Origin of the sequence: Paraburkholderia bonniea (assembly GCF_009455625.1) — a bacterium.
In the GTDB taxonomy this organism is placed as follows: domain Bacteria; phylum Pseudomonadota; class Gammaproteobacteria; order Burkholderiales; family Burkholderiaceae; genus Paraburkholderia; species Paraburkholderia bonniea.
In genome coordinates this window covers 1,083,814-1,098,211 of record NZ_QPEQ01000001.1, presented here as the reverse complement: position 1 = coordinate 1,098,211, position 14,398 = coordinate 1,083,814, and the positions used below count along the sequence as shown (strand labels likewise).

The window sequence follows — 14,398 nt, the reverse complement described above, 5'->3', positions numbered from 1 at the left end:
TAGCTGCTAAAAATAGCCGCAAAAAACGCAAGCATAGTGCCGCTTGTTATGAACAACAAGTACATATATCGCGTTGCAGGAGCCCCCACTTGGCCCAATCCGATGTTTCCGCCGCAGCACCTGGTCCTGTCTCCGTTCCAGCTTCGGCTGCTTCTGCTACCTCCGCTGCTGCGTCTGCTTCTGCTGCGCCCGCTAGCCCGTCTCTCACCGCGCTGGTGCAACGTCACCTGCTGCCAGGCCGCTCACTGCTGGCTGTGTTGCACGCGATTCAGGACGAAACCGGCTTTGTGCCGCCCGAGACCGTCGCTCCGCTGGCGCAGGGCATGAATCTGTCCCGCGCCGAGGTGCATGGCGTGCTGACCTACTACCACCACTTCCGCACCCAGCCGCCGCCGGCGCTCACGCTTCAGCTTTGCCGCGCCGAAGCCTGCCGCAGCATGGGCACCGAGGCGCTGGCCGTGCATATCGAAGCCTGCACCGGCGAGCGCTTCGATACTCAGCCGGAAACCAGCCGCACGGCTCGCCACCCGCCCACGGTCGGCCTTGAATCGGTGTACTGCCTCGGCCAGTGTGCGTTGTCGCCTGCGCTGACGCTCAACGGCACCTTGCACGCCAAAGTCACGCCGCAAAAATTCGACGCGCTCCTGGCGCTCGCGCACCAGCAGGTGCTGTCCACTGTCACCAAGCCGGATAACCCATGACACGCCTCTACCTTCCGCGCGATTCAGCCGCGCTAGCGCTAGGTGCCGATGCGCTGGCGCAAGCGCTCACTCGTGAAGCAGCCCAGCGCGGCCTGACGCTTGATCTGGTGCGCAACGGCTCGCGCGGACTGTTCTGGCTTGAGCCGCTGCTCGAAGTCGTCACTTCCGCTGGGCGCATTGGCTACGCCAACGTTGAACTCGACGACATCAGCACGCTCTTCGACGCGGGCTTTCTGACGGGCAACCCGCATCCGCGCAATGTCGGCCTGGTAGACGAGTTGCCCTATCTAAAACGTCAGCAGCGTCTCACCTTCGCTCGCATCGGCCTGACTGATCCGCTCTCGCTCGATGACTATCTGGCGCACGGTGGTCTCGCGGGCCTAAAGCAAGCGTTGGCGATGGATGGCGCCGACGCTATCGCGGCGCTGATCGAATCTGGCTTGCGCGGCCGGGGTGGAGCTGCGTTTCCGGCCGGGATCAAATGGCGCACCGTGCGCGACGCACCCGCCGCGCAGAAATACATCGTGTGTAACGCTGACGAAGGCGACTCCGGCACGTTTTCTGATCGCCTGATTATGGAAAGCGATCCGTTCGTGCTGATCGAAGGAATGCTGATCGCGGCGCTCGTAACTGGCGCGACGCAAGGCTACATCTACGTGCGCAGCGAATATCCACACGCCATCGCCACGCTCGAAGCGGCCATCGCCCAAGCGCATGCCGCGGGCTGGCTCGGTGAGCAGATCCTGGGCTCGGCACATCGCTTCACGCTGCAGGTCGCTAAAGGCGCAGGTGCCTACGTCTGCGGCGAAGAAACCGCGCTGCTGGAGTCTCTCGAAGGCAAACGCGGCATCGTGCGCGCCAAGCCGCCCGTGCCCGCGCTGGCTGGTTTGCATGGCCAGCCAACCGTCATCAATAACGTGATTACGCTCGCCACGGTGCCGCTCATCTTTGCCCGTGGCGCGGCGTTCTACCGCGACTTCGGCATGGGGCGCTCGCGCGGCACGCTGCCGTTTCAGCTAGCGGGCAACGTGCGTCATGGCGGTCTGGTTGAACTGGCGTTTGGTGTGACGCTGCGCGAGCTGATGTTCGACTTCGGCGCTGGCACGGCCAACGGCCGGCCGGTGCGTGCGGTTCAGGTGGGCGGCCCGCTTGGCGCGTATGTGCCACCGGAGCAGTGGGATCTCCCTCTGGATTACGAAGCGTATAGCGCAGTGGGCGCGGTCGTCGGCCATGGCGGGATCGTGCTCCACGACGACACGGCGAATCTCGCTGATCTGGCCCAGTACGCGATGCATTTTTGCGCGCTCGAATCGTGCGGCAAGTGCACCCCGTGCCGGATCGGCTCGACTCGTGGCGTCGAAGTCATCGCGCAAATCCGTCGTGGCGATACCTCCGCGAAGCAGGTGCAATTGCTGCGCGACCTGTGCGACACGATGACGGCTGGCTCGTTATGCGCGATGGGCGGCATGACGCCTTATCCGGTGCTCTCCGCACTCGAGCATTACCCCGAAGATTTCGGTCTTGAACCTGCCGCGTCACGCGCGGCGGCTGCCTGACTCTGGAGCCCCCATGTCCGACGCCACCTCCACGATCTCCAACTCCACTTCCAGCGCCTGCGGCTCAGGCCACTGCGCCTGCCGTGCCGCCGCAACCGCGCCCACACCCGCAGCATTTGACAACACCGATTACGGCACACCACGCCGCCCAGGTGAGGCGAGCATCACCCTCGACATCGACGGCCGCGCGATCAGCGTCGCGCCAGGCACCTCGGTCATGCGCGCGGCCATCGAAGCAGGCGTGAACCTGCCGAAACTGTGCGCGACCGATTCGCTCGAACCTTTCGGCTCCTGCCGTCTGTGCCTGGTGGAAATCGAGGGCAAGCGCGGCTATCCGGCGTCCTGCACCACCCCTGTGGAACCGGGCATGAAAGTGCGCACCCAAAGCCCGCGCCTGCAAACGTTACGCCGCAATGTGATGGAGCTTTATATCTCGGACCATCCACTCGACTGCCTCACCTGCCCGGCTAACGGCGACTGCGAACTGCAGGACATGGCAGGTGTCACGGGGCTGCGTGAAGTGCGCTACGGCTTCAATGGCGCGAACCATCTTGAGACAGCCAAAGACGAATCCAACCCGTACTTCACCTACGATCCCTCGAAATGCATCGTCTGCAACCGCTGCGTGCGCGCCTGCGAGGAAACTCAAGGCACCTTCGCGCTCACCATCGCGGGACGGGGCTTTGCCGCGCGCGTCGCCGCCAGCGAGAACCAGCCCTTCATGGCATCGGAATGCGTCTCGTGCGGTGCCTGCGTCGCCGCCTGCCCCACTGCCACGCTGCAGGAAAAAACCGTCGTCATGCTGGGCCAGCCGGAACACTCCGTCGTAACCACCTGCGCCTATTGCGGCGTGGGCTGCTCATTCGAAGCCCAGATGAAAGGCAGCCAGGTGGTGCGCATGGTGCCGCACAAGAACGGTCAGGCCAATGAAGGCCACGCGTGTGTCAAGGGACGCTTTGCATGGGGCTATGCGACGCACAAAGACCGCATCACCAAACCGATGATTCGCGCCAAGATCACTGACCCATGGCGCGAAGTCAGCTGGCATGAAGCCATCACCCACGCCGCCAGCGAGTTTCGCCGCATCCAGGCCGCGCATGGACGCGACTCGATTGGCGGCATCACCTCATCGCGCTGCACCAACGAAGAAACTTATCTGGTGCAAAAACTGGTGCGCGCTGCGTTCGGCAACAACAACGTCGATACCTGTGCGCGCGTGTGCCATTCGCCCACTGGCTATGGACTGAAAACCACGCTCGGCGAATCCGCCGGCACGCAAACCTTTGCCTCGGTCGATCAGGCTGACGTGATCCTCGTGATGGGGGCCAACCCCACTGATGGCCATCCCGTCTTCGGCTCGCGCCTGAAGCGCCGGGTCCGGCAAGGCGCGAAGCTGATCGTGATCGACCCGCGCCGGATTGATCTGGTCGATACCCCGCATGTGCGGGCCACGCACCATTTGCAGTTGCGCCCGGGTACCAACGTCGCCATCGTCAATGCGCTGGCGCATGTGATCGTCACCGAGGGGTTGCTGGACGAAGCGTTTATCGCCAGCCGCTGTGAGCCGCATGCGTTCGACGCCTGGCGCGCGTTCGCCGCCCAGCCGGAAAACGCCCCGGAAGCCAGCGCCAGCCTCACGGGCGTGCCCGCTAGCGAAGTACGGGCCGCCGCGCGGCTCTATGCCACGGGCGGCAACGCCGCGATCTATTACGGCCTTGGCGTTACCGAGCACGCGCAAGGCTCCACCACCGTGATGGGAATCGCCAACCTGGCGATGGCGACCGGCAATCTCGGCCGCGAAGGAGTCGGCGTGAACCCCCTGCGCGGCCAGAACAACGTGCAAGGCTCATGCGACATGGGCTCGTTTCCCCACGAACTACCGGGCTACCGCCATATCAGCGACGCCACCACTCGCGCGCTATTCGAAGCAGCATGGCAAGTCACGCTGCAACCCGAACCCGGCCTGCGCATTCCGAACATGTTTGATGCCGCACTGCATGGCAGCTTCCTCGGCCTCTACTGTCAGGGCGAAGACATCGTGCAGTCCGATCCGAATACGCATCACGTCGCCGCCGCACTATCGGCCATGGAATGCATCGTGGTGCAGGACATCTTCCTGAACGAAACCGCGAAGTACGCGCACGTGTTTTTACCTGGCTCATCATTCCTCGAAAAAGACGGCACCTTCACCAACGCGGAGCGTCGTATTTCACGCGTGCGCCGCGTCATGCCACCGCTAGCGGGCTACGCCGACTGGGAAGTCACGCTGCAACTGGCGCAAGCGCTTGGCTACGAGATGGACTACGCCCATCCCGCCGCGATCATGGATGAAATCGCGCGTCTCACGCCGAGCTTCCATGGCGTCTCGTATGCGCGGCTCGACGCGCTCGGCAGCCTGCAATGGCCCTGCAACGACGCCGCGCCAGCGGGCACACCGACGATGCACGTCGACACGTTTGCGCGCGGCCTTGGCAAATTCATCATCACGAAGTTCATCGCCTCTCCGGAGAAAGTCACGCGACGCTTCCCGCTCCTGCTGACCACCGGCCGCATCCTGTCGCAGTACAACGTCGGCGCGCAGACTCGCCGCACCGAAAATTCGCGCTGGCATGACGAAGACCGGCTGGAGCTGCATCCGCACGATGCCGAAGAACGCGGCATCAAAAATGGCGACTGGGTGGGCATCGAATCGCGCGCGGGGCACACCGTGCTGCGTGCGCAGGTAACCGAGCGCATGCAACCGGGGGTGGTGTATACGACGTTCCACTTTCCGGAATCTGGCGCGAACGTGATTACCACCGACAGCTCTGACTGGGCCACCAACTGCCCGGAATACAAAGTCACCGCCGTGCAGGTGATGCCAGTTGAACAACCCTCGCAATGGCAGCAGGATTACTCCCGCTTTAACAGCCAGCAGCTGGATTTGCTGCGGCTCGCGCAGCGCGGGCCGCTCAGCCTCGAAACCCTCGAAACCACTGGTGAGCGTCATGAATGAGCAGAACCTGATTCAGATGGCGAACCAGATCGGCCAGTTTTTCGACTCGATGCCCACGCGCGACGAAGCACTCGCGGGCATCGCCGATCACATACGCCGCTTCTGGGAGCCGCGTATGCGGCGCACCCTGCTCGCCACGCTCGACACGCCGGAACGCGCCGCCGCACTCTCCAGCAGCGTCAGGCAAGCGCTGCTGCAATACCGCAACGAACTGACGCCTGCCGCCTGAGCTTATTTATTGGTGGTCATTCGTTGGTGGTCATTCGCCGCTGGTTATTCGTCGCCGCCCATTCGTCGCCGCTCATTCGCCACCGCCCATTCGCCGCCAGTTATTCATCACCGCTCATCCGTCGCAGCTGACGCCACCGCCGCCACCGAAGCCGCCGTGAACCAGGTTTCGCTATGGCGCAGCACGGCTTCCAGATCCGGGCCCGGGCGGCCACGCGCGCAGATATAGCCATCGGGGCGCACCAGATAAAACGCTGGACGCGTTTGCCCATACGCTTCGGTCAGCGATGGCATGCCGGGTTCTGGCGCATCCGTCACACACCACACCCGCAGCGCGCCAGACAGCCAGGGTTCGAGCCCAGCTACCAGCCACTTCAACGCCGGATCAAGCACGGCCAGCGACGCATCCCCTTCGAGCGAAACCTGCGGCGTCGGCTCCACCAGCAACCACAGCGAAAACCAGGCGGGATCATGCAGCTCATACAGACGGGCGCTGCCCGGTGCCACGCCTAATGGCCCATCCAGCACATGCACATTGGCATCCGGAGCCCGCTCACCCGCACGAGCCCCGCCATCGAGCATCCGCTCCAGCGTGAGCGGGCTATGACGGTAGCGCACCGCCAGTTCGCTCACCATCGCACGCGCGGCATCACGCAGCGGCCCAAAACTGGCCAGCAGCGGCATCACGTGCTCGCGCAGCAATTTGAGCGGGCCGTGGTCAGCCTGTGCCATTTGCGTCATCACGCTGCTCTGTCGCAGCACTTTGGCCGCAACCGGATGCCGCTCAGCATGAAACGTATCGAGCAGCGCATCCGGTGCCCCGGCAGACAGCACACGTGCCAGCTTCCAGCCCAGATTGAACGCCTCCTGAATCCCCGTGTTCATCCCTTGCGCGCCCGCCGGGCTATGCACGTGCGCGGCGTCACCGACCAGAAACACGCGTCCGCTACGCATCTGCTCAACCATCCGGCTATTCACGCGGAAATACGACGACCACAGCATCTGCGTCAAATGCACCGGAAAGCCCACTCGCTGCTCGACAATCGCGCGACAGACCTCGAAGGACGGCGCGGCGTCAGGTGCTAGTGGGGTAGGTGATGCGGATGAAGTTGATGAGGCTAGTGACGCTAGTGGTGACATTGACAACGCTGATGCCTCTGCTCCCGGCGCGGATGTCTCCTGGGCTGGCACGCCTGGCAGGTCGGCAATCATCCGGTAGCGCCCCGCACCCAGCGGAAACAACCCCGTCAGACCCGCGCTGGAAGCAAACAAATGCAGCTCGTCATCCGGCCATTCGGTTTGCCCCTGTACATCAGCCAGCAAAAACGTCTGCTCGAAGGTCTTGCCCGCGAAACCCAGCCCAAGCCGGTGCCGCACCGTGCTATGGGCACCGTCCGCCGCTACCAGATAGTCAGGGCGCAGCGTTTCGCGGTGCCCGTCAGCACGCTGCAGCGTCGCACTGAGCCCCGCCGAGCCATGGGTAAATTCAATCAGTTCAACGCCACGCTCGATCTCAACTCCGAGCGTCGCCAGGTGCTCGCTCAGCAAGCGCTCAGTGACTGTTTGATCGAGAAACAGCAGATAGGGATAGCGCGTGTGCAACGGCTCGAAATCGAGCCGGGCCAGCCGATGGGTATGCGAATACAGATTGACGGCATGCGCCCGGTGGCCCAGTTCAAGAAACGGCTCAACCACGCGATGCTGCTCCAGCAGCTCCAGCGTGCGCGCCTGGATGCCAATCGCGCGCGAATGCGTGGCGGGCGCTAGCCGTTTGTCGATCAGGCGCACGGGAATCCGCGCGCGAGCCAAGCTCAATGCAATAGCCAATCCGGCAGGACCCGCACCCACCACCAGCACGCTCGAAGAATCGGGGCAAACAGGCATGACGCTCTCCTGGAAATGACGCACGGTCCTCTCAAACCGACGCCCGGGCGCGCCATTGCAGCGCCCCCAGCAAAACCACGGAACGGCTCCATCTCCTGATATTGGCTATTGGTTAGTTATTTACTGGTTATCAGTTACGGGCTGGCTAGCTGCTAGCGGCTAGCTGGCAAAGACAGGCAAGCATCATCCAGCTCAAACCCACTCTGTGAATCCGCCTGGCCACCCGCCACCAGCAAAACAACAATAGCGGGCGGCCAGGCGGCAGCCCAACCCAAGCTGAGCAGCATACCGCCGATCAGTAGCCTGGGCCAGAAACCCCACCCGAGTATGGGAAAATGCGCGGCTCAGGGGTTTCTCCCCCGCTTTTGGCCTCCCCCCATGGAACCTGTTTTCAAGCATGCCTACGCGGCCCATCGTGACGGCCGTCTCGACGATGCTGCTCGCGGCTATCGCGCCATGCTCGACACCAACCCGCAGCACGTCGACGCATTGCATATGCTGGGCGTGCTGCACCACCAGCAAGGCCAGCATCACGCCGCCGCAGATCTGGTACAGCGCGCCGCCCAGTTGCGGCCCAACGACGCCACGCTGCAACTGAATCTAGGCAATGCGCTCAAGGCCATGGGGCAATTCGAGCAGGCCATCGAACGCTTTCGCAATGCCCTCACCCTCGCGCCAGAATTCGCTCTGGCGCACTACAACCTCGGCAATGCTTATGCCGCCATCGGGCGTCATGAGGACGCAGCCGATGCGTTCCAGAAATCGCTTCGTCTGCAACCAAACGATGTGCCGTCACATAACAATCTGGGCAATGCGCTGCACGCGCTGGGGCAGCACGAAGCCGCCGCCGCCTCGTTGCGCCGCGCGCTTGAGCTGCAACCCCAGCATGCGGGCGCACATAACAATCTCGGCATGGCGCTCAACGCGCTGAACCAGCCCAGCCTGGCCATCGAGCATTTCCGCACCGCGCTCACCTTGCAGCCGCAATTCATCGCAGCGCATTTCAATCTGGCGAATACGCTCGACGCCACCGGCCACCACCAGCAGGCCGTGCAGGCCTTCGAAGCCGTCCTCGGGCTGCAGCCCGATTTGCCACTGGCGCTCCGCGGTCTTGGCAATGCGCTGGCGGCACTCGGACAGCACAGCGAGGCGCTACCGCACTTCGAGCGCGCGGTTGGCTTTGAGCCCTGCTTCGCCCCGGGCTGGCTCAGTCTGGGCACCACACACCAGGCGCTGGGGGCACCTGCCGCCGCGGTGCGCGCGTTCGATCAGGCATTGCGCCTTGAGCCCGATTACGCCGCAGCCCATCTCAACCGCGCACTGGCGCAACTCACGCTAGGCGACTTCAAACGCGGCCTGCCGGGCTACGAATGGCGTCTCGCACTGCTCGCGCCCACCGCACCGCAGCCCTCCCCCCGCTGGCACGGCGAGCCGCTGGGCCAACGCACCTTGCTGATCCAGGCCGAACAGGGCTTCGGCGATACGCTGCAATTCATGCGCTTCGTTCCGCTCGCGGCCCAGCGCGCTGGCCACGTGATTCTCGAAGTCCAGCCCGCGCTAGTGCCACTGCTCGCGCCAGCCGCGCAGCAATGGCGCGTGACGCTGATCGCTCAAGGCGGGCCGCAACCCGTAGCCGACCGGCACTGCCCGCTGCTAAGCCTGCCGCTGGCACTCGGGACGACACTCGACACACTGCCGCCACACACCGCCCAGTTGAGCATCCCGCCCAGCTACCGGCGCAAATGGCGCGGCTCACTCGGCGGCCAGGCCCGGCGCAAAATCGGCCTCGCCTGGTCGGGCCACATCCATCAGCACGAAACCCGCTCCCTGCCGCTCGCCGCGCTGGAGCCGCTATTCGCGCTCAGCGGCATCGACTGGATCGTGCTGCAGCCCAATCTCAGCGATGCCGAACGTAGTGCACTCATCGTCCATCAGCGCGCCGCCTCGTTTCACCGTTTTGAGCGGCATATTCACGACTTCGCCGATACGGCCGCGATCATCGCCCAGCTTGATGGCGTGGTCTCGATTGATACCGCCATCGCGCATCTGACCGGCACCTTACGGGTGCCACTGTGGCTGATGCTGCCGTTCGCCGCCGACTGGCGCTGGTTCACCGATAGCTCCCGCAGCCCGTGGTACGCCAGCGCCCGGCTGGTGCGCCAGCCCCGGCCCGGAGCCTGGGCTGAGGTCGTCGAAGCCGTGGCGCATGCGCTGCGGGAAGCCTAGTGTTCCGTCCCAGAAATAACTTTGCATAAATTGGGATTGTTTTATGACCAAGGCACGAAATCATCCAGCTTCAACACAGTGAGCATCTACTCGGCAGAATCCTCTGGCCCGCGCATCCGTTCCATCTCGCCCTCTTTGACAACATCAGTTCACCGTTTACGCCTGCGTCCCGGATGACCGTTCCACGAGGTATTTCAACGGCCTGCTAAGACGTAAAAAAAACCACCGTGCCCGCTGCATGGACGGTGGTTCGATTCATCTTCAAACGGAAAACGGAATACAGCAGACCAGGAGCCGCGAGCCCGAAGTGCGCGCTTGAGCTTGCAAGACCCGCCCAGCAAAACCCGCGCGCCGCTTCAGGCCACACACGGCCCCAGTCGCGGCACTACGCCAGTCGATACTGGTTGCGCGCCTCCGGCGTGCGATACAGCCAGAGCGACGCAATCAGGCCACACGCCGCCGCCACGCTCAACCACAACCCAGGGGCCGCCTTGTTGCCAGTGGTGTGAATCAGCAAGGTAGAAATCGCCGGCGTGAAACCACCAATCGTGGTGGCCAGGCTATACGCCAGCGAAAACCCGGCAGTGCGCACCGCCGCAGGCATCACCTCGGTGAGCGCCACCACCATCGCGCCGTTATAGCTGCCGTAGAGGAATGACAGCCATAGCTCAACCACCAGCAGGCGTCCGAACGACGGCTCCGCCACCAGCCACAGCACGGCGGGATAGGCCGTCAGCAGCGTCAGGATGGTGAAGGTCAGCAGCACCGGACGCCGCCCGATGCGATCCGACAACGCCCCCGACAATGGCAGCCAGACCAGGTTCGACAAGCCCACGCACACGGTGACCAGCAAAGTATCGAACGCAGACAGCTTCAGCACTTCTTTGCCGAAGGTCGGCGTGTAGGCGGTGATCATGTAAAACGCCACCGTCGTCATCACCACCATGCCCATGCCGCCCAGCACCACGCGCCAGTTCTGCAGCATCGAGCGCATGATTTCGCCCATCGACGGGCGATGCTTGCGGGCGAGGAATTCATCGGTTTCTTTCAGCGAGCGGCGAATCAGGAACAGGAACGGCACGATCAGACAGCCGATCAGAAACGGCACACGCCAGCCCCATGCGGTCATCTCTTCAGCGGGCAAGACCTTGTTCAGCAGCACGCCGATCAACGCGGCGAACACCACCGCCACCTGCTGGCTGCCCGATTGCCACGCGCAATAAAAGCCCTTGTTGCCCTTGGTCGCAATTTCCGACAGATACACCGACACGCCGCCCAGCTCGACCCCCGCCGAGAATCCTTGCAGCAGCCGCCCGCAGAGCACCAGCACGGGTGCCAGCACACCGATGGTGGCGTACCCGGGAATCGCCGCGACGGTCAGCGTGCCGAGCGCCATCAGCCCAAGCGTGAGAATCAGCCCCTTGCGCCGGCCGTGGTGGTCGATATAGGCACCCAGCACAATCGCGCCAAGTGGCCGCATCAGAAAACCCGCGCCAAACACGGATAACGACAGCATCAGCGAGGCAAATTCATTACCACTTGGAAAATAGGTTTTGGCAATCGCCGAAGCGTAATAGCCATAAACCATGAAGTCATACATTTCGAGAAAGTTTCCGCTAACCACACGGAATACGGTGCGGAACTTCGATTCATTAGGAGATGCGTGGGTGGCAGTCGACATGACACTCTCGAGGTAATCACGCACACATTAGTGCGCGGAACAAATGACGGGATAAATTGCAAACGGCGCATCTGAAACCTGAACCAGACTCCCCCGGATAAAGCCGCAACGTCACTGCTGGCAACGCGAAGCGCTGTGATGCCGCTGTCATGCTTATGGCCTCACAGCAGCAATCTGGCAAAACAGCAAACGGATTTAAACGTTGTCTTCGCAGGAGTAAAGGAGGCGACATTGTGTCGCTTATTAAATACAAAACCCTTTCATTTAATCGTTTTAATGGTTAGCACAGGGTTATCTCGATATATCCGGGCTGAGACCGATGGTAATATCCGCGCTGCCGTGCTGATACTGATGCCGCGCTTCAGATTTTTCAGATCAATCTGATCGTCAGCGCCCCTAGGCACTACGGTATTATTCCGGCTCTCCAGATGGCTTCACCGTGAAACCTCCAGATGCGAGCGTGCCCTCGTCCTGTAAGCCGGTGTTTTTTGTCAACATCGCCCCCGAGGCCACAAGACCCAACAAGGCGCTGCGAAGAGATCGATGTCGACAACTGTTCCTCTTACACTGATCGAAGGCGAAATGGCGCTGCCCCGGCTGCGCCCGTTCGATCATTTGCCAGCCCCATTTGGTTACGAGTGGCTGCTTCTGCCGCCCAACGTCAGTTTTCGCGTTGAACTCAAGCCGCTCTATGCGGCGATGCTGCGCACGTTCTGCCTCGACTCGCACACAATTCATTCGATGTGCTGCTGGGGTCCCGCGGCACAACCACAAGCCGCCGTGCCAGATGTGGCCGTCTCGCCTGCAGCCGCAGTCATCAGCCTCCCGTCTGTAGCTGAAACCAGTCTCGATATTCCTCGCACGCCCGCCGAGCGTGCCGTCCCTCTCCCGCCACCGCCATCCACCCGCCGTCATGTGATTGCAGGCAGCGTCTGCGCACTGAGTGGCGTCGCGTTGCTGGGATGGCTCGCGCTGAGCCATTCGCCCGCGCCCAAAACCACACTGCTCGCGCAGTCGCCGGATACCCCGGCGTCATCCAGCCATGGCGGGCCGGAGGTTCATCGCGCGGCGAGCGGGACAACCGTTGTCACAGCCCAAGCCCCGGTGGTGCCTATCGCGCCGCTGGCTTCGGCACCATTAGCTTCTGCGAATCTGCCTGCTGTGCCGCCGGTAACGGCGTTGTTAACCATGAGCTCGCCAGCGTCCAGCGTGCCAGCAGCAACAGCCGCGGCAGCCGCGGCTGCGCCGAAGCTGGCTGCCGTGCCGCCAGCGTCTGACGCAGCGGTGCCGGCTTCAGCCAAGACAGCCGCGCCACCAGCCAGCACTGGCACCAGCACCGCCATCCTGGCTGAGCAGCCCGCCAGGCCCAAAGCGCAGGCCAGCACGCCACGCGCCACCAGATCAACCACGCAAACCGCTCGCGCGAGCCACCAGGACAGGACGGCCCGTCAGACGGCCCAACAGCGCGAAACACGCGAAACTAGGCTCGCCGCGCGGCGCTCACGCCACCCTGAAGCCTGGAACACTGATAACGAGCGCTGGGCGGCGATGCCCGATGTGGCAGACAGCTACATCCCGCCAAGAACCACCCGTCATCCGCACGCCACTTATTCCACTGCAGGCGCTTATTCGCCACCACCACCAGCTCCGCTGATGACGCAACCGTATCCGTCGGTCACGCTTTCAGCCGGAACCCTGGCCCGCGATAACGCATCGGCACTGCCGCTGCCACCTCCGTTACCGCGTACCAACACAGGTGCAGCAGCAGCCAGTGCCAACGCCGCCGGAGCCGGAGCCGCTAATGGCAGCGACTGGATGCAGCGGATCTCCCAGCGCCGTGTCACGGAAGTGCCAGACCAGTTTTCGAAATAACAACGTACTGCGCCATGCTCAACAAATGGCGCAGCAAAAAAGAAGCCCGGCAATTTTGATTGCCGGGCTTCTTTTTTGCGCCGAAGTTTTGCGCCGAAGTTTTGCGCCGAAGTTTTGCGCCGAAGTTTTGCGCCGAAGTTTTGCGCCGAAGTTTTGCGCCGAAGTTTTGCGCCGAAGTTTTGCGCCGAAGTTTTGCGCCGAAGTTTTGCGCCGAAGTTTTGCGAAGCAGCACAACCTCAATCACACCTGCTTTGTACTCCGTACATCCCACACGCCACCAGGCTTTAAACGCTTTTGCGGCCTGGCAGCGCCCACGGAACACTTAGCCCACGATCATCGCGGCATCGGCAAACCGGCCTCCGTCTGCCGTTGCAGCAACTGCACTTCACGCTGCAACTGACGCAACTGGACTTGCGCCTTCTCTTTCTCCGCATGCAGCGCCACGGCCTCACCTTGCACCTGACGCTGGTAATCGTTGACCTTCGCCTGCTGCGTGCGAGCCACCGAAATATCCGCCTGCAACCGGCGCGCCCGTTCTTCCGACAGCGTAATCACCCGTTCGACAAACGCCTTTTGTGCCATCAACTGAGTACGGCGAATTTCAACCTCCGCCAGTTGCCCCGTTTGCCGCACGAAGCCGTCATAAATCGCCTCGGCACGCCCTTCATCCTGCGACTTGATGACCCGCCAAAAATGTTTGTCCTGAAATAACGCTGTGTAATACGTCATTTCCTGCGGATAGAAAAACAGGCTGGCACCGTAACTACCGTTATATGTCGTGCGCAATTCAACCAGCTTTGAATCGTGAATCATTTGCATCAGTTCAGCGACATCGCCTTGTGCGCCATTCGCGCCTTCGGCAACCGGCACCGCCGAATTAACCGGCTGTGGTGTCAGCGAGCCCATGGCTGGGCGGGTGCCCACCAGCGGCACTGATTCTGCATCAGGCGCGCCCGCGACAGCAGCGCCGCCGTGCTGCAACATCACCAACGTCGCTGCGCACAGCATCACGCGCCGTAGAAGAGGTAAAGGGTACTTCATACGTGCAATGCTCCCTGCGTATCCAAAATAGCCGCCGATTATCGCCCGGATTTGCAATGGCGCGAAGCATTAGCGTGTTTTGCTACAACACTTTAAATCGAGATAAATCACGAAAATGCTTATTTAATCTAATTCGCGCACGAATCAGCCATTCACTCATTTTTGAAATGCAAAAACAGAAAGAACCCGTGGCCGCGCGCACTCCAGCCACGGC

General features: G+C 62.4%; 9 protein-coding genes. 6 read left to right on the top strand and 3 right to left on the bottom strand.

What is annotated here, in order from left to right; all coding sequences use genetic code 11:
- The first annotated feature begins 212 nt into the window (after positions 1-212).
- Genes GH656_RS04770 through GH656_RS04755 form a run of 4 tightly spaced genes read left to right on the top strand, consistent with a single transcriptional unit; the run spans position 213 to position 5,481 of the window.
- Positions 213-701, top strand: coding sequence for an NAD(P)H-dependent oxidoreductase subunit E (locus GH656_RS04770; RefSeq protein ID WP_153076555.1), 489 nt, complete (start codon positions 213-215; stop codon positions 699-701).
- The gene (locus GH656_RS04765; RefSeq protein ID WP_153074826.1) at positions 698-2,257 is read left to right on the top strand and encodes a formate dehydrogenase beta subunit; all 1,560 of its coding nucleotides are present in this window, start codon (positions 698-700) and stop codon (positions 2,255-2,257) included. The genes GH656_RS04770 and GH656_RS04765 overlap by 4 nt, the downstream gene beginning before the upstream one ends.
- A 13-nt stretch (positions 2,258-2,270) precedes the next feature.
- Complete coding sequence (gene fdhF / locus GH656_RS04760) at positions 2,271-5,252, top strand: formate dehydrogenase subunit alpha (RefSeq protein WP_153074825.1); 2,982 nt, start codon at positions 2,271-2,273, stop codon at positions 5,250-5,252.
- Positions 5,245-5,481 (top strand): formate dehydrogenase subunit delta, encoded by a 237-nt coding sequence (locus GH656_RS04755; RefSeq protein WP_153074824.1) that lies wholly within the window; start codon positions 5,245-5,247, stop codon positions 5,479-5,481. The genes fdhF and GH656_RS04755 overlap by 8 nt, the downstream gene beginning before the upstream one ends.
- Before the next feature lie 107 nt (positions 5,482-5,588).
- On the opposite strand, the gene GH656_RS04750 is transcribed toward GH656_RS04755, so the two are convergent.
- A complete protein-coding gene (locus GH656_RS04750) occupies positions 5,589-7,364 on the bottom strand; it encodes an FAD-dependent oxidoreductase (protein WP_153074823.1) in 1,776 nt (591 codons plus the stop codon).
- Positions 7,365-7,742: 378 nt separating this feature from the next.
- On the opposite strand from GH656_RS04750, the gene GH656_RS04745 reads away from it, so the two are divergent.
- Entirely contained in the window at positions 7,743-9,590 is a 1,848-nt protein-coding gene (locus tag GH656_RS04745) for a tetratricopeptide repeat protein (RefSeq protein ID WP_153074822.1), read from the top strand.
- A 385-nt stretch (positions 9,591-9,975) separates the two neighbouring features.
- Here GH656_RS04745 and tcuC read toward each other — a convergent pair whose 3' ends face one another.
- Entirely contained in the window at positions 9,976-11,271 is a 1,296-nt protein-coding gene (gene tcuC / locus GH656_RS04740; RefSeq protein ID WP_153074821.1) for an MFS transporter, read from the bottom strand.
- Positions 11,272-11,814: 543 nt separating this feature from the next.
- Here tcuC and GH656_RS04735 point away from each other — a divergent pair.
- The gene (locus GH656_RS04735) at positions 11,815-13,143 is read left to right on the top strand and encodes a hypothetical protein (protein WP_153074820.1); all 1,329 of its coding nucleotides are present in this window, start codon (positions 11,815-11,817) and stop codon (positions 13,141-13,143) included.
- 333 nt (positions 13,144-13,476) lie between these two features.
- Here GH656_RS04735 and GH656_RS04730 read toward each other — a convergent pair whose 3' ends face one another.
- Complete coding sequence (locus GH656_RS04730) at positions 13,477-14,184, bottom strand: DUF2968 domain-containing protein (protein ID WP_153074819.1); 708 nt, start codon at positions 14,182-14,184, stop codon at positions 13,477-13,479.
- Positions 14,185-14,398: the final 214 nt, after the last annotated feature.